We start from the raw sequence: 22,240 nt of genomic DNA, 5'->3' as shown, positions 1-22,240 counted from the left end.
TTAAGATGAATGTTGAGGTTCCCTTGCATCTCGTCTTCTATCGATGTGGAACAAGGAATATATCGTGGATGTTCCGTTTTAGAGGTTATAAAACTTTAGCGTTTTCTTTCTTTTCCAGTGGTGGATTTCTTTTATTTCATTAGTGAATGCATTGGGTAAGATGCGTTTTTCACTTTTTCTTGAGAACATGTGTGGGATAAAGTTTTGCTGTAGAGAAATGATTCTATTGTGGGAGATGATTTTCTTGTTTTCTTGAGAGGCTATAAGGGATTGCTTGTATCAGTGTCTTTTATGATGACTTCGTTAAGAGCTTGGGTATTGATATAAGTTAGCTCAGTAATAGAATCATTTTGTATCGCACTTAATCTTTATTGACTATAGAGAGAATCCTATTAGACCGTAAAATATCATCGTTTAAGGCGGTTGATCTATGTAAGGATTTAAGCATACCGGTGTTTTCCGGTGTTTGTTATGAGAATATTTAAGGCAATGGTTTGTCTATAGACTTATATTGTGACATGTGATTCTCCTTAAAAAAATAGAGATCGACATCACATTGATTTATAAAGATCATTTGTTGTTTTGCGCCTTGAATGGAAGCTCTATCGTAGGATTTTCTCATTTCAAATTTTTCCCCATGTTGAATCAATGACAATCACTTGCTTTTCGGTCACAAGTGGGGCTGGCATGTGGGTGAAAACTCTATAAAAAAGGAAAAATGTTTATAATGAATATTTTCCAATGTAAGGATTGTTGTAACATTGGGTTAAGTGTATGCTGATGCCAGCGTGCTTTCTTATGAGCAGAAAAGAGAAAACCGTTACAAGACAGAAGGTGTATACATTCAATAACCTTTAGTGCTTTTTATGATAAAGGTATATGAGACTTTTCTATGAATATCACGCTGTATTTTCATGTTTTTGAACTAAGAATTGTCTATATATTTTTCTTATTTTTGTGAATATAAGGGATTTGTTGCGAACAGCTTGTAAAAATAAGTAAACTTAAAACCAGATATGTTATGTGTGGGGGTGAGCAAAGTATTTTATCAAAGCCGGTACGATTCTCCAGTTCATAGCTGGTTTATGAATGATTTTATAGTGTTGCTTACCTAAGTTTATGATTTTTTTGTTATCTGTTCATCACTAGACAACATATTGATTTATATATATAATTCAGTTTTTTCATATTGGATTAGAACCCCGAATAACGTAAGATTCACTTATTTCAAATCTCTCTATCTAGAATCAATCAAAACCACTCGTTTGCACGTCACAAGTGGGATGAGTGTGTGGATAAAATTTGTATAAGAAAGGACTAGAAATGGTTCTTATGAATCGTCTTAAGAGCCAAGGGCTGTCGTAACACCCACGAGCTGGAAAATATAATGATGGTACCGGCTTGCTTCTTCACAAACGTAAGAGATGGGGGTGGTCAATGGATTTACCGTTATACTTTTCACGGGGGCCGCGAAATGGGCTTGGGAGCGTTGCTAGATGTTTCTTTAAAACAAGCCCGTGAATTGGCAATTGGGTGGGGTGCTGTTTTACGTGAGGGGCGTGACTCCATTAAAGAACGCGATAAACAAAAGCGTGAGGCAATGCGTAATCTTCATTATTTAAAAAACATTGCTTTAGATGCATTTGAAAGTCGTAAAGCTGAATTAAAAAGAGATGGTAAAGCTTGTGATTGGTTTTCACCCTTACGCCTTTATATTCTCCCTAAATTAGGCTGTCTACCCGTTTCAGAGATTACGCAAACAGAGATACGCAATACCCTTGCCTCTATTTGGCATGCAAAAGCTGCAACAGCAGATAAAGCACTGAAGCGTCTTAATCGTTGTCTTAAGCATGCGGTTGCTTTGGGTTTGGATGTTGATTTACAAGCAAAAAAAAGCACGCGCACTCTTAAGGTAAGCAACGCTATAAAACTATTAATAGACTAGCCATGGATTGGAAAGATGTTCCTGCCTTTTATCAGTTACTCTGTAAAACACAAAACATAACACGACTGGCTTTGCGTTTGCTTATCCTGACAGGCGTTCATACTAATCCTTTGCGTCATATTCGTGAAGATCAGATTGAAGATGATATCTGGACAATTCCTGCTGAGAATATCCAATCTTTAGCGGTTTGTTTGAAACAGAGATTGAGACTTTTAAGAGTTCTATGAATCATTCTAGATTTTATGTGTCCGATTGGAGTAAGAATATTGCGTATATCTCGTAATCTCTGAAATGAGAAACCTCATTTGGGAAAAATATGAAATTGAAAGGGGCAATGCTAACGTTCATTTTTATTGTTATTTTTTAAGTTAATTTTACAGCTTTCAAAAGTATTTGGAATGCCTTTTACAGAATGGAGATGATGGTTTTAGTTCATGCTTTTTTTATCGCGTTTTTTAATGGGGGGAATGCTTCTCATGCAAAATAGAGCGCCCAAGACAAAATATGCTTATGTTGTACTGTCACGCTTTTTTTAAAAGGAATATTTTTCAATATTTATGGCATCCATTTTATGATGGTGTTTTTGAATGTTCCAATGGTTTTGTAGAAGGGGGTAAATGGTAAAGTTTCGGTGTAGTGTATAAACGGCACTATGATCTTTACGCTTAATAAAAAAGCAAGCCCTGCCCTTACACATCTTGCCAGATTCCAATGTTGGTATATCCTTTGGTGCTTGAGACAGTGTCTCGCTCTTTTTGTACAGTTTTTACCCACAGATCAGCTCCGCTTGTGATTGACAAGCAAGTGATTTGATTAATTCAACATGAGAGCAATTTGAAATGAGTAATCTTACCATATTCAAGATTCTAATTTAATATGAATAATGCTAGATTATGATGATTAATCAGTTTGTTATCTATAAAGAAAGAAAATAAGGAGGAGGAATTTGTCGAAAAGTTAGATTGTTTATAGATTGGCGCTGGTTAAGAAACTTTGTCCTTAAGGGCAGAGAGGATGTTAAAAAATAAAACCAGCTTTTCGCTGGTTTTATCGAAATATCATCATTATGATGAAAGAGTGTATTATGCAGCGTAGACAGCTTTACTGTTTTCATCTGTTTCTTCTCTCTCAGTTTTAAACTCGCGTTCCGGCTTGTTGGAGAGATGCATCTCTATGAGATTGATAGCTTCTGTTTCAGAAAGACTATTGATAACCGCAATTTCACGGGCCATTCTTTCAAGAGCAGCTGTATAAAGTTGGCGCTCAGAGTAAGATTGTTCAGGCTGTAGATTAGAGCGGAAAAGATCACGGACCACTTCGGCGATACAAATAAGATCTCCTGAGTTGATTTTAGCATCATATTCTTGTGCACGACGTGACCACATGGTCCGTTTAACGCGTGCTTTTCCGCGTAAAACTTTTAAGGCACGTTCGACAGAATCACTAGCAGATAATTTACGCATTCCAACGGAAAGGGCTTTTGCAATGGGGACTTTGACATCCATCTTATCTTTCGCGAAATGAATGACAAAAAGTTTTAATTTATGTCCTGCAACTTCTTGATCTTCAATCGCTATAATTTGTCCTACTCCATGCGTAGGGTAGACGATATATTCAGAGGTTGCAAATTCTTTGGTCTTGGAAGACGTTCCATGTTGGGATGCCATATTTTAGTTTACTCCCTTATGATCAACAAATGTATCGGAAAACAGGTTATAAACCTGAGGGTTGAGTTTTCTTTAACCAAGTATATTGTACCAATTAAGTGAGCATAAAAGCCGAGTACTTTTAAATCAAAAAAAAATACACCGCTTTACTATAACAAGCAAAGAAAAATACTTAGAAAGATGATCATGTTAAAATAACACTAACATCAAAATTTAAAAGAATCAATCATTTCGCTTAAGGATTTTTTATTTTTACAAGAGAAGTCTTTCAATCGTTGAAGGAGGAGAGTGTACACTTTATCATTACTCTTCGCCACTTCCTGGATTTTCTGAAAAATACTTTTCTAATTTATTTGGAACACCATCCATTTCTTTTGCTTGAGGAAGAGGATCTTTTTTGGTGGTTAGATTAGGCCATTTGTTTGCATAATGAAGATTGAGTTCTAACCACTTTTCTAATCCTGGTTCTGTATCAGGTAAAATCGCTTCTGCTGGGCATTCTGGCACGCAAACACCACAATCGATGCATTCATCGGGGTGAATAACAAGCATATTTTCCCCTTCATAAAAACAATCAACTGGGCAGACTTCAACGCAATCCGTATATTTGCAGTGAATGCAGTTGTCGGTTACTACGTGGGTCAAGATCAAACTCCATTTGTTACTTTAATTCTCTTTAGAGGAAAGTGTGTGCGTGTTTTTATGATTGGTGAGTTGATCGCGTAGTACAGCTAGTTTCGCAAAAGGTGAATCAGGATTAAGGCGCTTTTCTTTTTGAAAGGGCTTATGATTTGCATGTTTTCCTTGGGATTTGTGGAACTTATGAGAGCGTTTTGCTTGTGATGGTGCTTCTTGAGGGGAATTTTCATTTTTGTATTCCGCTTTTTTTACAGCGTTCTTCGATTTATTTTGCCACTTATTTCCTAATTTATCACGTTTTTTTTGTGCATGGTGGGGGAATTGATGCTTATAATGCCATAACAAAATAACTTTATCTTCTTCTGTAGAGCGCGGGGATTTGGCAAAATTCCCAACAGGTTCAGCTGCTGGTAAACGATTGGTTTTATGGAGATGTTTTTCAATACCAGAGGATGAAGTGTTTGGGAATGAGGTATTTTTTTCTTCTCGTGTTGTTTCTAAATCGCTTACTGTTTGCCATTGACTTCCAACGCATTCTGCTGCAGGAACATCTTGCATTGCCCTATTGACAGGGGAAGAGGCTTGGTGTGCAAAGAGATTTTGTTCAAAAACAGTATTGCTTATGCTGTACGATTGATAACCAAGTCCTTTGAGGATTTCTTCCATATCGTTTCCATTGGCCCCAAGAATGGACATCATGGCTGGTGTAACAAAAAAACTTTTGCCATCATAGGCTCCATCGGGTTTAGGATCACTTCCTTGTTTCCAATGAAGTGCGGGACGGATGAGATTGGCAAGACGTTCTAAAATATCAATCCGTACAGCACGTTGTCCTAAGATTCGGTAGCCGGCTAATTGATAAAATTGGCGGTTATAGGTAGGGTCAACAATTAAAGAGGTTCGACCAGCAGATAATGCTGAAAAAACTTCACCCAAACCAGTTTGATCTTGTCCCGCATTTTGAAGATTCCACAGGAGAGTAATGGCTTGAACCGGAGCAGGTTTAAGCATTCCGGCAACATAGATATGAAAAGCGCCAAAACGCACGCCTAGACGCCGAAGAACGGCACGTGATTCTTGCGCAAGGTTTTTGACAATGTCTAAGACTTCGCGGCGTGGTAAAATCCCTAAAGAGTTAAAAAGTTGTAAAGCAAGACTGTTTGTTGAATCCGTTAAATTATCAGCATTGCGCAAATCAAACAGGGGTTTTAAAGTCGTTTCAAAATGAAAGGTGACAAAGCGTTCTAATCGTTTCACAACGTTATTGCGGGATTCTCCCGTGAGTTGTTCATCTGCTAAAACAATCAGTTTTGGTTTAAAAAAATCTTCTGTTGCTACAAGTTGTCCTACGGGTTGACCAATCCAGCGCACAATTCCATCAGAACTAAGGGTAAAATCTCCATTTGCAGAAGCACAAAAACGTGTCGCGCGTTTGGAAAAAGCAAGAATCAAATTCTCATTCTCTGTTGAAATTTGCTTCTCAGCTATTTGATCGGTACTGTTTTTGTTGGCATAAAAACGAAAACCTTCAAATTTACCCCTTCCGTGTTTTTCAATGAGAATATCATCTTGAAGAATCTCATTCTGTTGAACAATCTTGCTATCCATGATCATTTTCTTTCTCAGTGTGACACTGGTCAAAAGCTTTTTGCGACAATTTCATAATGGTGCTCTTTCTTTAACACGTTTGTTGCGTTTGCTTCAATCACTCTTGTCATTTTTTGCTGTTTCTTTGCGCCTTTAAAACTTGAATGATTCTTTTTTCATTCAGTTTTCATTCAGTTTGGATGCTTTATATTTGCAAATTACACTTATTAGTTGTATTGTAAAGCTAAAAGCATAAATAAATTCTTCAATTTAAAAGGAAACGGAACCGGTTATCAAAAAACGGCATTTCTTTTGCATGATCACTTTATTTTTTTGCTGTTTTGTCATGAAAAGTGAAGAGAAAGTTTTTTCAAATATTTCATAGGCTAAAAGGCATATTGTAAAGGCATTTTGCAGGTGAAATTGTGTCTTATGTCAAGAAGTTTTACCATGACAGTAAAAAAAACAATTGCGATTATAAAATTACACGTTAAAGTAGTGGTCACAGAAGTTAACAACTTTTGCGTTCTTTTTAAGCGAAGAACAATGATGTCGTTGCCAAATCAATTTTGATAATTTTAATCGCAAGGGGTTATTATGGGTAATCTTTCAAATGCTGTTTATAAAAGCAGCAAAAATTATAGCGATGCAGACAAAAGCTTAGGACGTAATATGATGCGTTCTGCTATGCAAGCACCTTATCTTGAACGACAAAAAGAGCATGATTTGGCTCTGCGGTGGAAAGACAAACGTGATGATGATGCCATGCATCAAATTGCAGCGGCTCATATGCGTTTAGTGATTGCTATTGCTAATCGCTTTAAACGTTTCAAAATGCCATTGGGGGATTTGGTACAAGAAGGGTATGTGGGACTATTGGAAGCAGCTGCACGTTTTGAACCTGATCGGGAAGTGCGTTTTTCAACATATGCAACGTGGTGGATACGCGCTTCTATTCAAGATTATATTTTGCGAAATTGGTCAATCGTTCGAGGGGGAACGAGTTCTTCGCAAAAAGCACTTTTCTTTAATCTTCGGCGTTTGCGTGCAAAACTGATACAAGATGATAGTGCTTTGTCAAAACAGGATATTTTTCGCACAATCGCTGAAAAACTCGGTGTTTCCGTGCGCGATGTTGAAACGATGGATTTTCGTTTTTCCAGTTCTGATAATTCCTTGAGTGTTTCTGTTTCTGAGAACAGTGATAATCCCATTGCTAAGATGGATGTTTTGGTGGATGATAGTCCTCTTCCTGATGCTTTAATTGAGCAAGTCATTGATGGTCAACGGCGTACACAATGGCTTTACGATGCGTTGCAAATTCTCAACGAACGGGAGTTGGAAATTATTCGCTTTCGTCGCTTAAATGAAGAGGGGGCGACTCTCGAAGTTTTAGGTGAAAAGTTAGGAATCTCGAAAGAGCGCGTGCGTCAAATTGAAGCTAGGGCTTTGCAAAAATTGCGTTCTGCTCTCCTTACGATTCATTCAGAAGACGCTTACGATATATAAGCAGTGAAAGGCTTTGGGGGGGGGAGGAAAGAGAATGTATTAAGTGGGGGCATATGAGAATATGATAAAGTCAGTTTTAGGGGGTGTTCATATTTGTTTAGGAATATGCCTCCTTGGGGGCGCTACTGATAAACAGAGGAAGATAGGGGGCTGTTAGTTGGAGGAAATATATATCAAACGGAGACCTATAAAGGCATGATGAAGTTGGATTTTAAAGTGTTCCTCTTTATTTTCGAATATGCTTTAAGGGGGAGGGCGTGATAGAGACAGAAAAGAATCAAAACTGTAACGGATGAGAAGAAAGGCTTATTCTGTAATAATTTTCACTTTTGTACCTGCGGGTAAAGTTTGCGTTGGTGAGAGGGCGTTGAGGATGCGAAAGAGTTTTTCTTTATATGGTGTGTATTGCATTTTATCTGCAAGATTGGCAACGGTTTCTCCTTGTTTAACACGGACAACACGGATTTTTAAGGGCTGCAATTTTTTTAACTGTGAAGATGAAAGAGAATGAAAGCTTTGTAGCGTTTTTTGGGCAACCTCTGCAAAATTTCGAGAATTATATGGAGCGGCCGTCAAAAAACGAAAGATGTGGTTGTTGAATGGAATGACAACCACATCAAATTGCCATTGATCATTGGTAGCATAGGCCCGCGCTCCAAGTAAACTTTGGCTTTGGGATTCTTGGCGCATAAATTCTTGATTGGGGAGCCCTTGAATTGTGATGGGGCGGATAGATGATTGATCTAGACCGATAATCCAGCCGCTTTTCAAATAATCACTCGCAGATATTTCAGCAGGATGTGGAATAGCATCAAAACGAATCGCAATTTTATCTGGTCCACTGGCCCAAACAGTGTGTGCTGAATGTTCTATTGTAAAATTGTTTGGAACAGAAAAAGCTATGCGCAATTGTGGGTGAATAAATTGGTTGCCTCGTACAAAACCTGTATAAAAGCCTCCTCCAAAAATTATGCCATCAATGCTTTTGAGAAAAGAATCATGATCGGATATTTTACTATTCCCTTTACTGATTTTACGCGCTTTTTCTATCGCAAGCCGAATGCGTTGAGGGGTAGTTGGGTGAGAGGCTAAAAAATCTAGAGAGGCATTTTGGGTGCCAGAGATATTACGAAAAGCACTGTAGGCTTCCATTGTTTGAAGAAAGCGTGGTGAAGCAAAAGGATCATATCCTGATTGTTGGAGCATTTCGAGCGCAAGGGAGTCAGCTTCCAGCTCTTGATTGCGGGAAAATTGCGCGAGTTGTTGCTTGTTTTGCATAGGGTTATGAAGTTTTTTGCCAATAGAAGAAAGAAGACGTGAAGACATGTGATTGGTCATCTTTAATTGGGCTTCTTTTTGCAGGCGTAAAATGCCATGATTGGCTCTGATATGTGCTATCTCATGGGCTAAAATGGCTGCAACTTCTGAAGAATCATTGGCTAATGCCAGCATACCACGAGTGATGTAGATCGAGCCGTTGGGGAGCGCAAAAGCATTGATAGTTTCTGAGTTTAAAATTGTTACAGAATAGCTTTGATGAGAACTATGGGATGCAACTGCTAGTTTACGGACAATCTTTGCTAAAAGGTGTTCAAGTTTTGCATCATGATAAGCGCCACCATACATTTGCAAAATACGTGGGTGTTGCAGAGCGCTTAATGTGACATAGATATTGTGGTTGTTGGTACGTTTGATCGTTTTAGAAGAAGTGGAAGAAAGCCTATCATTTTGAGAAAGTGGTGTATGACAAGCCGAAAGGAGAAACGTTAGACTTATGAAAGTTGCTTTATACAGGCAAGAGCGAAAAAGAAAATTGCGGTGAAAAATGGGGTGCGTTGGACCATGGTGCACATTATTTCTGCAGAGTAATTTGGCAAATTGCATTTGTATCTTTGTATCGTATGTTTTTTTAAGAAAGGCATTAGGGATAAGGATTCGTTTGGCTATATCATGCTTTTTGTTTATAAAAAATGACTCTCACTTATAAAAAGATGCACTGTAAAGAAAATTTTGTGAAAGGCAAAGTATGGCATGACAACATTTACGATATTATTAAATGGGGATGTTCATATCACTGATCGTTTGCTTAATCAAATTCAAAACAGTCGGGTAATTGCTGCTGATGGTGGTATGCGTCATGCGGCAGCGCTTAATGTGACGCCTGAGTTGTGGTTAGGGGACTTTGATTCATCAGATGAGAACTTAATACGTCAATATAGTCATGTTCCGCGTGAAGTTTTTCCCTCTGATAAAGATATGACAGATAGTGCTCTGGCATGTGAAAGAGCGCTGCAAAATGGCGCTAAAAAGCTTATTTTGTGTGGTGCTTTGGGAGGGGAGCGAAGTGATCATAGCCTTTCTCATATGACGCAAGCGTTGATGATGGCTGAAAGGGGTATTTCAGTGTTGTTGACAAGCGGTTTGGAAGAAGGTTGGCCGGTTTTGTCAAAACCTTGTTCGTATGATTTGCCTAAGGGATGTTTGTTTAGTATTATCGGTTTTTCTGATTTAAAAAGTTTAACTCTTAAAGGGGTAAAATGGCCAATTTGTGACAAAAATGTGTCATTTGGCTCTTCTTTAACACTTTCTAACCGTATTTGTGGAACCTTTTCTTGCCATTTAGGTTCTGGAAAAGCTATATTGTTAGCGTCTGTACCTATTCCATAAAGCTCTTCCAATATATTTTGAATAAGGCAGGGGGGGGCCTAGTGATGAAGTGCCGACATAAACGATATATGTATTGATCTTGAGAAGGAAAGGTTTTGATATGTTAAAATCAATTTTTAAAGTGGCCGTTGTTTCAGCCATTGGTTTCAGTTCAGTCGCTTGTACTACAAACGATGAACGCGTTGCACGTTACGGCGTAGGAGGAGCAGCAATCGGTGCTTTGGCTGGAACTGCTATTGCTGGAAGTACGCCTGGAGCAGCACTTACCGGTGCAGCATTTGGTGCTTTGGCTGGAACAGTAACAGGTGCAGCTGCAAATCAAAGAAAACAACAAAGACAGGCATCACAATTGTGCACGTATCGTGGTCGTAGAGGGCATGTTTACCAAGCACCTTGTGGACAGAGAGTCCCTGTACGGCAATTGTGTGCTTACCGTGATGCAAGAGGGGTGATGTATAAAGCACCTTGTCCGCGCCGCGTTCGTTAATGGCGGTGCCGCTTTTGCGGCTTGACCGCATTTTCTTAAATTTTGGAAAAACGCCTTTGCTCAATCAAGCTTGTTTATCGGTTGAGCAGGGGGCGCGTATTGCGCTGGTCGGCCGTAATGGTTGTGGAAAATCGACCTTATTAAAAATTGCCGCAGGAATATTAGAACCTCATGGTGGCGAAATTTTTCGCCACCCGCGAGTAACGCTCCGTTATGTCTCACAAAATCCGGATTGTTCAGGATTTGAAGATATTAATGCTTATATGGAAGCGGGGCTGGATGATATATCTGATGTCCAGTGGATCAATACGCTTCGCACAAATTTAGGGTTTTCTGGGACGGAAAAATTGGAAACGCTTTCGGGAGGCGAAAAGCGGCGTGTTTCATTGTTACGGGCCATTGCTGCAAAACCCGATATTTTGTTCTTAGATGAACCAACCAATCATCTTGATTTACCAACTATTGAATGGCTGGAAGCTGTTTTGGCTTCTTTGCGTTCAGCGATTGTGGTGATTTCCCATGATCGACGATTTTTAGAAAATGTTACACGGTCAACGGTATGGCTTGATCGTGGCACAACCAAAAGACTGGAAAAGCGTTTTTCTGAGTTTGAAAATTGGCGTGATAAAGCACTGGAAGAAGAAGCCATCGAACAGCATAAATTGGGGCGCCAAATTGCTCGTGAAGAGCAATGGTTGCGTTATGGCGTGAGCGCACGGCGTAAGCGTAATGTACGGCGCTTAGGCGAATTAAAAGACTTAAGACAGCGTCATCAAACCTATAAAGGGCAGCCAGGAAATGCACTTTTGACAGCAGCAAAAAGTCATGATTCTGGGCAATTGGTGCTTGAAGCAAAGAAAATTTCAAAATCCTATGGTGATCGCATTATCGTGAAAGATTTCTCTTTGCGCATTCAGCGGGGTGATCGAATCGGTTTGGTAGGACCCAATGGAATCGGAAAGACAACGCTCCTTTCTGCATTAATTGGGCAAGAAGCCGTGGATAGTGGAACGGTGAGGCATGGCTATAACCTCTCTATGGCATTGCTTGATCAGCAACGTATTTTAAATGAAGAAGAAACTTTAGCGCATTATTTAACGGGAGGAAGAGGTGATACTCTTGTGATCAATGGGCTGGAGCGGCATGTCGTTTCTTATATGAAAGACTTTTTATTTTTACCGGAACAAGCTCGCACTCCCCTTAAAGAATTTTCAGGGGGAGAAAGAGCACGCCTCATGCTTGCACGACTTCTTTCTCGTCCTGCAAACTTTTTGATTCTTGATGAACCGACCAATGATTTGGATATGGAAACTTTGGATTTGTTGCAAGAATTTATTGCTGATTTTGCGGGGACAGTATTGTTGGTCAGCCATGACAGAGACTTTTTAGATCGTACTGTAACGCATATGTTGGCACCTCAAGGTGATGGTCATTGGGTTTTGTATGCGGGCGGCTATAGTGATATGATGGCGCAAAACCAGCATGCTCTTCGCTTACAACGCAAAAGAACAGAATTATCGCAGCGTAAAGCACCTTCAAAATCTCATGCGGGAGAGCTTTCAAAACAGGATACATCAATAGATCATAGCTTGATAGGGCGAGAGAAAAAAACACGAAGTAAATTGTCTTATAAGCAGGTTTATGCATTGGAAAAATTGCCTGAAGAAATTGCTGTTTTACAGGACGAAATCAAAAAAATTGAGCAAGAACTCTCTGATCCAGCCCTTTATCGCAGTGATAAAGAGCGTTTTGAGCGTTTATCAACAACGTTGGAAAAAAAGAAAAATACTTGCACACAAAAAGAAGAAGAATGGTTAGAACTTGAAATTTTACGCGAAGAAATGGAAGCGTGTTCACGGTAATGTTTTAGATATTAATATCTAAGCATTTTAATTTGTATTGCATCATCGCTTTTCTTTGATTTGTTACAAGAGTTTTTGGCTGATTTAGCGGGAATAGTGTTGTTGACGAGTTATGACAGAGACTTTTTAGATCGCACTGTAACATATAGCACCTTAAGGCGATGGTCATTGGGATTTGTATATGGGGGGACAGTGATATGATAGCGCAAAACAAGCATGCTCTGAGCTTACAAGGCAAAGAAACAAAACTACCTTTGCCGTGAGTTTTTTCAAAATTTCGTATATGGAAGTACGCGAATTCCCTTGCATACCTTGCCAGTCCCCAATGTTGCTTGCAGCTCCTTTGGAATTTGAGAGCATTCGTAAGAAACATGCCCTTGTCTTTACCTTATATCCTAAATACACCAACCCCACTTATGACGGAAAAGCAAATGATCCTTATTAATTCTAACGTGAGAAGTGTTGTGATGAGGAAAGCTGTTTGTATTCGATGTTATGATTTGAGTTTAAAAATGATGATTTGTTAAGATAAATCAATGTGTTATTGCAACATTTCTAGGAGGAGAAAATGATGGCAATTAAAACAAAGCGAACAATTTCCACATTGATCAGTTTAGAAGATGCAGCTGAACTGTCTTCTTATTTCCTCCGTAATGCGAATCATCTGCGTCCTTTTGAACCTGTTAGATCTGATGGTTACCACAGCCTAACAGCTTGGGAAACACGAGCCAATGCATTTGCTTGTGAAAGTGCACAGGGACAAGCATACCGATATGCTGTACGATTAAAAAATGAAAATACAGTCATCGGTGTTGTGAATTTTACAAATGTGGTTCGGGGTGTTTTTCAAGCCTGTCATCTTGGTTTTTCTCTTGATGAAAAACAACAAGGCAAAGGTCTCATGTGTGAGAGTTTATCGGCTCTAATACGCCATATCTTTCATGTTTATCATCTGCATAGAGTGATGGCAAATTATAGACCTGAGAACATAAAAAGCGAACGTTTATTAAAACGCCTTCATTTTGAAAAAGAAGGCTATGCCAAAGACTATTTGATGATTTCTGGAAAATGGAGAGATCACATTCTAACCTCTCGAATCAATGATCTTTATGAGTCCGTTAATAGATTCGAATAAAGTTTTGTTAAGGGTCTTTTTATCAAATGTGTAAATATGCTGCACTTTTCCCTATCCTAAAAGACGAAGATCCTTAACCACCTCTTCTTTTGTAAACAGTTCAGACTCTCGTTTAGCGGATTTCAACGGCTGACCGCTTTCATATGTTTCTTTTCGTAGATAATAAATTGATTTATCATCATAATTCATTTTTTTCAATTTGAAGAGAGTCCTCAATATCGGAAGACTTTCTCATTTCAAATTTATTGATGTTTAATCATAAAAACACCTCTCTTGCACATCACAAACTGAGTTGGCATAGGTTGGCATACAAGTGAGGGTTTATGTGGATAAAAATTATTGAAGAACAAGAATAAAAATTCTCTGTATAAATCCTTTTAAATGTGAGGGCTGTTGCAATATTGTGTATTCTGTGACCGATAGTCTCGTTACAAGTTACACAAACGGCTTATTGTTTGGGTGAAATTTTTATACATTCATTTGTTTTTTGTATTTTCTTTTCTTAAGAAAATTTCCAATGTTATCAATGGTTTTAATTCATACCAAGCGCATTTTTATAAAGTTCAATGATTGCTTCTTCTTCCATTCTTTCATGCTCTTCTTTTTTACGCAGCCGTATAATGCTTCGAACAGCTTTACTATCAAAACCAGAGCCTTTAAGTTCAGTGTAAACGTCTTTAATATCATCAGAAATGGTTTTTTTCTCTTCTTCTAGTCGTTCAATACGTTCGATAAAAGAGCGTAATTGGTTTACGGATATAGCGTGTGTTTGATCGGTTACTGTATCGTTCATTGTATTTTTCTCCAAGTTATATATTTTAAGTTGTTTTTCGACGACGAATTTATGTTAAAAAAGCTTGAAAACAAAAAGTAAATCAAGCTACACAGCTTTTTTACAAATTGACTTTAAATATTTTGTAAAATTTTTAAGATATATGCATTGATAAAAGGGCTATAAAAAGAAAAATATAAAAATATACGTTTTAGATTTGAAAAGCTTTAAAAAAAGAAATGTGTAATTTGTTTTGAGAATTTGGCATTATAGAGGAAGTTTTGTGATTTTAAAAAAACGATATTGGGTGCTTCAGAAAGGATTAAAAGTTTTTCTTTTGAGCATTTTGCTCTTGTTTCCCCTTGTTGTTTTTGCAAAAGCTGACTTTAGGGTTTGTAATACAACCCAACAGTCTGTAGGGGTTGCTCTTGGATATCGTACATTTTCAGGGTGGGTGAGCGAAGGCTGGTGGACTGTACCAGTGACGGAATGTAAAACCTTAATTGAGGGGCCCCTTGCTTCACGGTTTTATTATTTTTATGCGGAAGGGGCACAAAAAAAAGGGAACTGGGCAGGCTCTGTGACCATGTGTGTGCAAGATAGCCAGTTTACCATTCAAGGGGTTCATGATTGTTTCCCTCGAGGATATCAAAAGGCTGAATTTAAAGAGATCGATACCGGAAATCAAACCAGTTGGATGGTACAGTTGACGGATGAGTCTTTGTTAAACAATTCAGTTATACCTTCTCTTTCAGGAAATTCTCCACCGTGAAACGTGCACGTAAAGTAAAAATTATTGCGACTCTTGGTCCTTCTTCTTTTTCTCGTTTGATGATTGAGAAGCTTTTTAGGGCAGGGGCAGACGTTTTTCGTCTTAATATGAGCCATACTGATCGTGATATGCTGGGTGATTTGGTCGAGTCTATACGAGAAGTTGAAAAAACAGTTCGACGCCCCATTGGTATTTTGGTGGATCTTCAGGGGCCAAAACTGCGTGTGGGGCGTTTTGCTAAGGGGCAAGAAGATTTGCGTGTTGGGCAAAGCTTTACATTAGATAATCGCGATGTTCTTGGTGATGCACAGCGTGTTTTTTTCCCTCATGAGGATGTATTTTCGGCTGTTAAACCAGGGGACCGGTTGTTGATTGATGATGGAAGGGTGGAACTGCGTGCGCAAGTTTGTGATGATCACTTTGTACAGTGTCGCGTGGTTGCTGGTACCCGTATTTCTGATCGAAAGGGTGTCAGTTTTCCCGATACAATTTTGCCTTTTGATTCGATGACGTCAAAAGATAAGGAGGATCTTCAGGCTCTGTTACAGCAGCCTGTTGATTGGGTTGCACTTTCTTTTATTCAACGTCCAGAAGATATTATAGCGGTGCGTCAGTTGACGAAAAACAAGGTGTCTTTGATGGCTAAAATCGAAAAGCCTCAAGCCTTGGAGCATATAGAGAAGATTATTGAAATTTCCGATGGCATTATGATTGCACGGGGTGATCTCGGTGTGGAAATGCCTTTGGAAAAGGTCCCTGCACTTCAGATGGAGCTCATAAAAGCTTGTCGTTTAGCTGGAAAACCGGTTGTGGTGGCAACACAAATGCTTGAATCAATGATTACATCTCCTGTTCCGACACGCGCAGAAGTGTCGGATGTTGCTACAGCAGTTTATGCAGGAACAGATGCGGTGATGTTGTCTGCTGAATCTGCTTCTGGTCGTTATCCTGAAGAAGCTGTGCTTATGATGGACCGAATCGCGCGACAAATCGAACAGGATCACACTTATGCCGCTCAGGTTGGAGCACAACATCCAGCACCAGAATCAACAGGAACGGATGCGATTTCTCTTGCTGCGCGTCAGATTGCTGAAACACTTGCTCTATCCGCTATCGTTGCCTATACGGCTTCAGGAACAACGGGGGTGCGCGCCTCTCGTGAACGCCCTAATAGACCGATTATTGCTTTATCGCCCATTGTGGAAACAGCAAGGCGTTTGGCTCTCGTTTGGGGGCTTCATTGTGTGGTCACGCAAGATGCTCGCAATTTAGAAGATATGGTTGATCGAGCAGCAGCCATTGCATTTCAGGAAGGCTTTTGCCAAGGAGGGGATCGTTTCCTTGTAACAGCCGGTGTTCCTCTTGGAACGCCCGGTGCGACAAATCTCTTGCGTATTGCTTCTGTCTCTCAAGATGGAACGAAAGGGATTTGAGCCGTTTACGCATGGTGTTTTTTCATGCGCCTTTGAACAGGCTTTAAAAACAACGGGTGTGCGCTTCTTGTGAATGCCTCCATAGACCCATTATTCTTTTATCTCCTATCGTAAGATAGCAAGGTGTTGCATTAGGTCGTCCAGTTTGGGGATGGAAGCAGATGCGGTGATGTTGTCTGTTGATTTTGTTTTAGTTCTGAGGAAACTGCTTTTACGGTAGGCATTTAATGGGAGCCCCCCTTTTATTTCATTGAGACAGATTGGGGATTGCTTTATTGATGTTTATACGAGCGAGATGTTTATTGATAATGAGAGTTCATTCTTTCGCTTTTTGGATAAGAGCCTTGAAATTTTTCCCATTTTAAACTTTTGCAAACAGAATTGAATAAAATTAAAATTATGTGCCTAAAAAATCGTACTGGTATGTTATGAGAAAAAGTGATGGGTGAATGTGTTTTTAAAATATGCTTTGTCGAAGCATTTGCAACATATTGATTTATAATGATAATTTATCGTTATTAAACTTGAATTAGAACCCCGAATTCCGTAAGATTCTCTTAAATTTATTTATGTTTTGTTAATCATAACTCTTTGTTTGTACATCACAAGCGGGTGGGTTTTATGGGAAAAAGCTGTACAAGAAAGGCGTCCCTCTTATGAATCGTTTTACGAGCCAAGGGGGCTATCGCAATATTGAGGGCTGACTATAATGATGATGCCGACTTGCTCTTTCTTTTATTAAGCTTGGAGATTTTGAGGGGTGGGGAGAGAAATATGGATTATTTGTTATAAGGATAAAAATAGCGGTAGAGGATGTTTTCAAGAGCTATTATTGTTGTTTATGATGTTTGAGGTTGTATGAGATTAACATACTCTTCGGGTTTGACTTTTTTCCTGCTCTAAAGGATGAAAATACTTAATTCACGCTGGTTTATAAATGATACGGTTCTTTTCGGTGGGTTTCATCGGATGGACATCTCAGGTGCAAAGACTCCATGGTGCTTATAGTATCAAATAGCGGTGTTTTACGGTATAATAGATAAGGTTATTTTTTAATATATATTGAATCTGCTTGATATTATCTAAGGGGCAAGGATTTTTGGGCATGCATTCATAGGGAACATGAATATAGCTCTTTTTTTCGAAGGGTGCTTTATTTGTTTGTTGCTGTTGTCATTTATATGATTTTTTTACAATGATGTTGATTTTGTTATCTTATTGCGCGGTTAAAAGACATCTCATTTGAAATGTGGTGATATAAGGCAGTCTCCTTGATATAGGAAGCGTTTGTGCGGAGGTGAAATATTCAGGGTAGGGCTTTCTTGTTGAGGTTTAAGTTAATCCCATAAGTCGTGAGTAGCTGGAATCCTTCCTATAAAAAACCAGACTGTTTACACACTGGTGTGGGTTTAAGAATTTTTATCCTGTGAGATGTGGCGGACAAGTCAAATCTCTGGTTTATTACGCGCTGATGTACTTTTTAGAAATCTTCCTGTTCCTGTTCTTGTTCTTGAAGGTTTGTGCGGTTTTGATCATCTTTGAGCAATTGGTTGGTGAGATTTTCAATGCGTTGTGTGGTGTCACGCATAATTTTCCCCATGGTACGGTCTCTTTCGTTGTGGAGTCGTAAAAGAGTATTGTAGTCTTCTTGTAATTTTTTATTTTCTCGTTTTATTTCTTCCATTTCATCGATAATCATTATGCCAGCCATAACCGATAAACGATGGTCGCCAATTTCACCAAAATTGTTCTTTAAATGTGTGATATATTGATCTAATTGAGCAGCAAGCGCAATAAGACGACGTTCTTGTCCTTTGTCACAAGCCATGCGATAAACTTTACCATCAATGGTAACGGAAACAGTTTCCATACATTCAAACCTTTATCTATCAATGACAACACGAATTGTTTCCATTGCTTTAATAAGACGTTTGGAAACTTCTTTGTTTACGGACTCTAAGCGTTCAATTTGGGCTTCAGCTTTGTCAAGCGCTTGGGCAAGATGGCTGCGGTCAGCATTCATTCGTTGGATTTCTTCTTCCCATTCGTTATTTTTATCAATAACGGCATTGCGGTTTATTATGGTGATCTCTAAAGTTCTAAGTGCCTTTTCTAGGTGCTCTAAAGCATCTTGTAGAACTGTAGTCTCTTGGTTCATTGCTTTTATCCTTTGGGTAATTGTATCCTTTATCAATGTGTTATGCAAAAACGAATCACTTTCACTCTTGTGTTGTGTGCATTTTATTTTTAAGTATGTAGGATATTTTAGCAAGCAAAGCAGGGGATAGATATAAATTAAAAGCTGGATTTTTTGCGCGTATTGGCATAAATGACATGGATATACAGAACGCGTGAGGGGAATGTTATTAATATTATTGAAGTGGTGGCAAAAAGTCTCACGCTAATGGTTAGAAAATAGTATTTCTTGAGAATTTTAAGAGAATACGGAAAAAGCAACAGAATAACGTATTTAACGAAATGGTCGATTATTCATGACAAACACCCACCAACAGAATCAGATGGCCAATGCTATCCGTTTTCTTGCTATTGATGCGATTGAAAAAGCAAATTCTGGTCATCCGGGCTTGCCAATGGGAGCAGCCGATATTGCTACGGTTCTTTATACAAGATTCCTTGCTCATGACCCCAAAAAACCTCGCTGGCCTAACCGTGATCGTTTTGTGTTATCAGCAGGACATGGGTCTATGTTGCTTTATGCTCTCTTGTATCTTTCTGGTTATGAAGATATTGGCATTGAAGATCTCAAAAATTTTCGCCAATTAGGAGCAAAGCTTGCTGGGCATCCAGAATATGGGCATGTGGCAGGAATCGAAACAACGACTGGTCCTCTCGGACAAGGATTGGCTAATGCCGTGGGGATGGCTCTTGGAGAGCGTTTGCAAAATGCCCGTTTTGGTGATCTTATCAACCATTACACTTATGCGTTGGTAGGCGATGGATGCCTTATGGAAGGGATATCTCAAGAAGCACTTTCCCTTGCCGGTCATTTGAAACTCAATAAGCTTATTGTGTTGTGGGACGATAATAATATTTCTATCGATGGAGAGATTTCCCTTGCTGACAGTACAGATCAGATTGCGCGTTTTAAGGCATCTGGTTGGGAGACACATAAAGTCAATGGGCATGATCAAGCAGCAATTGCGCGGGCTATTGAGGCGGCACAAAATTCCGATAAACCAACTTTGATCGCTTGTAAAACAACAATTGGCTTTGGAGCACCCAATAAAGCGGGTACCAATAAAGTTCATGGAGCCCCTTTGGGCGCACGAGAAATCGCTGAAACCCGTATCGCTTTAGGGTGGGATGCTGAGCCTTTCGTTATTCCAGCCGATATTCTCGATAATTGGCGCTTGGCTAGTCTCAATGCTGCTAAAAAACGCCAAAAATGGGAAGAAAAATTTGCTGATCTTCCTGTCTCAGAGCGTGTGGAGTTTGAAAGATTGATGCGGGGCGATCTCGTGGGCGGATTTGATGGCGCTATTGATACTTATAAACAGAAATTGGTTGAAGAGCGCCCCGTTGTTGCTACGCGTAAAGCTTCGGAAATGGCTCTTGAAGTGATCAATGAAGTCGTTAGTGAAACTATTGGTGGTTCGGCTGATCTAACCGGATCTAATAATACAAAAAGCAGCCAGATGAAAAGTATCTCTGCTGAAGATTTTTCAGGGCGCTATCTGCATTATGGAATTCGCGAACATGCAATGGGAGCTGTGATGAATGGTCTTGCCCTTTATGGCGGCTTTATTCCTTATGGGGGAACCTTTTTATGCTTTTCTGACTATATGCGTCCTGCTATGCGTTTGTCTTCTCTCATGGGGTTGCGGGTGATTTATGTCATGACTCATGATTCTATTGGTCTTGGTGAGGATGGTCCGACCCATCAACCCGTAGAGCATTTGGCTTGCCTGCGTGCAATGCCTAATCATTTTGTGTTCCGTCCTGCAGATGCTATGGAGACAGTCGAGTGTTGGCAATTGGCTTTGAAAGCATGCGGGACGCCTTCTACCTTGGCTTTAAGTCGACAAAATCTACCGCTTTTGCGTCAAGAGTATGAAGAAGAAAATCTCTGTATGCTTGGTGCTTATGAATTCCTAACAGCTAGCGATGATGCACAAGTGACGCTGTTTGCTTCTGGTTCAGAATTGCAAATTGCAGTGGAGGCACATGCGGTGTTAGAAGAAAAAGGCATCCCAACGCGTGTGGTTTCTGTGCCTTGTTTTGAACTTTTTTCTCAACAATCTCTCTCCTATCAGCGTGCTCTTATTGGAGAGGCGCCGATTAAAGTTGCCATTGAGGCCGCTGTTCGGCAAGGATGGGACCGTTTTATTGGCTGTGATGGTATCTTTATTGGCATGGATGGCTTTGGAGCAAGTGGAACGATTGATGCCCTTTATGCGCATTTTAATATTACTTGGGAAAATGTCGTTGCCACCGTTGAAAAAGAGCTGGAAAAGATCAAAGAGCAAAGTACAAAATGACAGCTTTGTGTTGTCATGAGTGGGTTTGGTCGTAGGCATCTATTTTGTACAGTGTTGTGGATGATCTTGTGCATTACTGTGGATAAGTGAGTGAGTGATCAAGATATTGACGTTATAGGAATTAATGATTTTGGATTGGTGAAATACCCATTTATTGTGTTTTAAATGTTGTGCTTTTAAAAATTGATGAGGAAACATGTGAAATGACAGTTCGTGTTGCAATTAATGGGTTTGGTCGTATTGGTCGCAATATTTTACGTGCGCTTGTGGAAAGTGGACGACAAGATATTGAAGTGGTTGCAATTAATGATTTGGGATCGGTGGAAACAAATGCCCATTTATTACGCTATGATTCAGTTCATGGGCGTTTCCCTGGGATCGTTAAGGTGGTAGGGGATGCTATTGATGTAGGGGGTGGTTTAATAAAGGTATGCGCAGAGCGTGATCCTGCTCAATTGCCTTGGAAAGATTTGGATATCGATATTGCTTTGGAATGTACGGGTATTTTTACTGCGCGTGATAAAGCAAGTGCTCATTTAGATGCGGGGGCAAAGCGTGTTCTTATTTCTGCGCCTTCTGAAGGAGCAGATCTTACGGTCGTCTATGGGGTTAATCATCAATCTTTAAGCAGCGAGCATCGCGTTGTTTCAAATGCTTCTTGTACAACCAATTGTTTGGCGCCTGTTGCACAAGTTTTGCATAACACGGTCGGCATTGAAAAGGGCTTTATGACAACAATCCATTCTTATACGGGTGATCAACCTGTGTTGGATACAATGCATCGGGACCTTTATCGTGCACGTGCGGCAGCTCTTTCTATGATTCCTACCTCAACAGGAGCGGCAAAAGCTGTGGGATTGGTCTTGCCAGAATTAAAGGGATTGCTTGATGGTGTATCGATTCGTGTTCCGACCCCTAATGTTTCTGTCGTTGATTTGACATTTATCGCTAAGCGTTCCACAACAATCGAAGAAATTAATACAGCTATTGCTACTGCTGCACAAGGTTCTTTGAAGGGCGTTTTGGACACGACAGAAGAGAAACTTGTGAGTTGTGATTTTAATCATAATCCTCATTCAGCTATTTTCCACAATGATCAAACCAAAGTGATTGATGGTAAGCTCTGTCGCGTTCTGGTTTGGTATGATAATGAATGGGGCTTTTCTAACCGTATGAGTGATACTGCTGTAGCTTTTGCTCAGACAATATAAGAGGACCTCAGGGTCCTCTTTTTATAAGGAAAAGTCTCATTTTTGTGCAATTTTG

Annotated in this window: 16 protein-coding genes and 1 pseudogene; 10 read left to right on the top strand and 7 right to left on the bottom strand. The window is 39.6% G+C overall.

The features are described from left to right. Window positions 1-1,401: 1,401 nt before the first annotated feature. Window positions 1,402-2,121 (top strand): annotated as a pseudogene (locus tag ACFINR_RS02900) (tyrosine-type recombinase/integrase); the annotation flags it as partial. A 906-nt stretch (window positions 2,122-3,027) separates the two neighbouring features. Here ACFINR_RS02900 and ACFINR_RS02895 read toward each other — a convergent pair. The 3 genes from ACFINR_RS02895 to ACFINR_RS02885 form a co-directional block, all read right to left on the bottom strand. Then, complete coding sequence (locus ACFINR_RS02895; RefSeq protein WP_273790499.1) at window positions 3,028-3,612, bottom strand: CarD family transcriptional regulator; 585 nt, start codon at window positions 3,610-3,612, stop codon at window positions 3,028-3,030. 303 nt (window positions 3,613-3,915) lie between these two features. Continuing rightward, window positions 3,916-4,257: a ferredoxin FdxA gene (gene fdxA, locus ACFINR_RS02890; protein WP_015856977.1), complete on the bottom strand. Its 342-nt coding sequence runs from the start codon at window positions 4,255-4,257 to the stop codon at window positions 3,916-3,918. 21 nt (window positions 4,258-4,278) lie between these two features. Beyond that, a complete protein-coding gene (locus tag ACFINR_RS02885) occupies window positions 4,279-5,859 on the bottom strand; it encodes a hypothetical protein (RefSeq protein ID WP_375613182.1) in 1,581 nt (526 codons plus the stop codon). Between the two features lie 576 nt (window positions 5,860-6,435). Between ACFINR_RS02885 and ACFINR_RS02880 the strand changes: the two genes are divergently transcribed. Continuing rightward, the gene (locus ACFINR_RS02880) at window positions 6,436-7,347 is read left to right on the top strand and encodes an RNA polymerase factor sigma-32 (RefSeq protein WP_375613183.1); all 912 of its coding nucleotides are present in this window, start codon (window positions 6,436-6,438) and stop codon (window positions 7,345-7,347) included. A 306-nt stretch (window positions 7,348-7,653) separates the two neighbouring features. Here the strand turns inward: ACFINR_RS02880 and ACFINR_RS02875 are convergent, their stop codons facing one another. Continuing rightward, on the bottom strand, window positions 7,654-9,231 hold the full coding sequence (locus ACFINR_RS02875; protein ID WP_375652459.1) for a M48 family metalloprotease: 1,578 nt from the start codon (window positions 9,229-9,231) through the stop codon (window positions 7,654-7,656). Between the two features lie 147 nt (window positions 9,232-9,378). Here ACFINR_RS02875 and ACFINR_RS02870 point away from each other — a divergent pair, with 147 nt between their 5' ends. The 4 genes from ACFINR_RS02870 (at window position 9,379) to rimJ (ending at window position 13,498) form a co-directional block, all read left to right on the top strand. Next, complete coding sequence (locus tag ACFINR_RS02870) at window positions 9,379-10,014, top strand: thiamine diphosphokinase (protein WP_375621008.1); 636 nt, start codon at window positions 9,379-9,381, stop codon at window positions 10,012-10,014. A gap of 100 nt (window positions 10,015-10,114) precedes the next feature. Then, a complete protein-coding gene (locus ACFINR_RS02865; RefSeq protein ID WP_375613186.1) occupies window positions 10,115-10,501 on the top strand; it encodes a hypothetical protein in 387 nt (128 codons plus the stop codon). Further along, complete coding sequence (locus tag ACFINR_RS02860) at window positions 10,501-12,363, top strand: ABC-F family ATP-binding cassette domain-containing protein (protein ID WP_375652486.1); 1,863 nt, start codon at window positions 10,501-10,503, stop codon at window positions 12,361-12,363. Before ACFINR_RS02865 ends, ACFINR_RS02860 begins: the two co-directional genes overlap by 1 nt. A 571-nt stretch (window positions 12,364-12,934) precedes the next feature. Continuing rightward, a complete protein-coding gene (gene rimJ / locus ACFINR_RS02850; RefSeq protein WP_375652485.1) occupies window positions 12,935-13,498 on the top strand; it encodes a ribosomal protein S5-alanine N-acetyltransferase in 564 nt (187 codons plus the stop codon). Window positions 13,499-14,030: 532 nt separating this feature from the next. On the opposite strand, the gene ACFINR_RS02845 is transcribed toward rimJ, so the two are convergent. Further along, window positions 14,031-14,291, bottom strand: a complete 261-nt coding sequence (locus tag ACFINR_RS02845) for a DUF2312 domain-containing protein (protein WP_005774567.1) — start codon at window positions 14,289-14,291, stop codon at window positions 14,031-14,033. Between the two features lie 262 nt (window positions 14,292-14,553). Between ACFINR_RS02845 and ACFINR_RS02840 the strand changes: the two genes are divergently transcribed. Both ACFINR_RS02840 and pyk read left to right on the top strand, forming a co-directional pair. Continuing rightward, a complete protein-coding gene (locus ACFINR_RS02840; protein ID WP_375640606.1) occupies window positions 14,554-15,042 on the top strand; it encodes a DUF1036 domain-containing protein in 489 nt (162 codons plus the stop codon). Beyond that, the gene (pyk, locus tag ACFINR_RS02835; protein ID WP_375652458.1) at window positions 15,039-16,475 is read left to right on the top strand and encodes a pyruvate kinase; all 1,437 of its coding nucleotides are present in this window, start codon (window positions 15,039-15,041) and stop codon (window positions 16,473-16,475) included. The genes ACFINR_RS02840 and pyk overlap by 4 nt, the downstream gene beginning before the upstream one ends. A 1,480-nt stretch (window positions 16,476-17,955) precedes the next feature. Here pyk and ACFINR_RS02830 read toward each other — a convergent pair. Both ACFINR_RS02830 and ACFINR_RS02825 read right to left on the bottom strand, forming a co-directional pair. Beyond that, window positions 17,956-18,345 (bottom strand): cell division protein ZapA, encoded by a 390-nt coding sequence (locus ACFINR_RS02830; RefSeq protein WP_375613188.1) that lies wholly within the window; start codon window positions 18,343-18,345, stop codon window positions 17,956-17,958. A 12-nt stretch (window positions 18,346-18,357) separates the two neighbouring features. Beyond that, on the bottom strand, window positions 18,358-18,633 hold the full coding sequence (locus tag ACFINR_RS02825) for a DUF4164 domain-containing protein (RefSeq protein ID WP_005774573.1): 276 nt from the start codon (window positions 18,631-18,633) through the stop codon (window positions 18,358-18,360). 334 nt (window positions 18,634-18,967) lie between these two features. Between ACFINR_RS02825 and tkt the strand changes: the two genes are divergently transcribed. Beyond that, window positions 18,968-20,974, top strand: a complete 2,007-nt coding sequence (tkt, locus tag ACFINR_RS02820; RefSeq protein WP_375652457.1) for a transketolase — start codon at window positions 18,968-18,970, stop codon at window positions 20,972-20,974. 203 nt (window positions 20,975-21,177) lie between these two features. Beyond that, window positions 21,178-22,185: a type I glyceraldehyde-3-phosphate dehydrogenase gene (gap, locus tag ACFINR_RS02815; protein WP_375621005.1), complete on the top strand. Its 1,008-nt coding sequence runs from the start codon at window positions 21,178-21,180 to the stop codon at window positions 22,183-22,185. The last annotated feature ends 55 nt before the right edge of the window (window positions 22,186-22,240 follow it).

The organism is Bartonella sp. AP19HLJMH, assembly GCF_042196245.1.
In the GTDB taxonomy this organism is placed as follows: Bacteria; Pseudomonadota; Alphaproteobacteria; order Rhizobiales; family Rhizobiaceae; genus Bartonella.
The sequence above is the reverse complement of the archived record's forward strand: the minus strand, read 5'-3'. Positions and strand labels throughout refer to the sequence as shown.

Bases quoted from the DNA above. Each gene is read 5' to 3' on its own strand.
- ACFINR_RS02845 (WP_005774567.1), bottom strand. From the start codon at position 14,291: ATGAACGATACAGTAACCGATCAAACACACGCTATATCCGTAAACCAA.
- ACFINR_RS02895 (WP_273790499.1), bottom strand. From the start codon at position 3,612: ATGGCATCCCAACATGGAACGTCTTCCAAGACCAAAGAATTTGCAACC.
- ACFINR_RS02875 (WP_375652459.1), bottom strand. From the start codon at position 9,231: ATGCAATTTGCCAAATTACTCTGCAGAAATAATGTGCACCATGGTCCA.
- rimJ (WP_375652485.1), top strand. From the start codon at position 12,935: ATGGCAATTAAAACAAAGCGAACAATTTCCACATTGATCAGTTTAGAA.
- ACFINR_RS02880 (WP_375613183.1), top strand. From the start codon at position 6,436: ATGGGTAATCTTTCAAATGCTGTTTATAAAAGCAGCAAAAATTATAGC.
- ACFINR_RS02865 (WP_375613186.1), top strand. From the start codon at position 10,115: ATGTTAAAATCAATTTTTAAAGTGGCCGTTGTTTCAGCCATTGGTTTC.
- tkt (WP_375652457.1), top strand. From the start codon at position 18,968: ATGACAAACACCCACCAACAGAATCAGATGGCCAATGCTATCCGTTTT.
- ACFINR_RS02830 (WP_375613188.1), bottom strand. From the start codon at position 18,345: ATGGAAACTGTTTCCGTTACCATTGATGGTAAAGTTTATCGCATGGCT.
- ACFINR_RS02825 (WP_005774573.1), bottom strand. From the start codon at position 18,633: ATGAACCAAGAGACTACAGTTCTACAAGATGCTTTAGAGCACCTAGAA.
- ACFINR_RS02870 (WP_375621008.1), top strand. From the start codon at position 9,379: ATGACAACATTTACGATATTATTAAATGGGGATGTTCATATCACTGAT.
- ACFINR_RS02885 (WP_375613182.1), bottom strand. From the start codon at position 5,859: ATGGATAGCAAGATTGTTCAACAGAATGAGATTCTTCAAGATGATATT.
- gap (WP_375621005.1), top strand. From the start codon at position 21,178: ATGACAGTTCGTGTTGCAATTAATGGGTTTGGTCGTATTGGTCGCAAT.
- ACFINR_RS02860 (WP_375652486.1), top strand. From the start codon at position 10,501: ATGGCGGTGCCGCTTTTGCGGCTTGACCGCATTTTCTTAAATTTTGGA.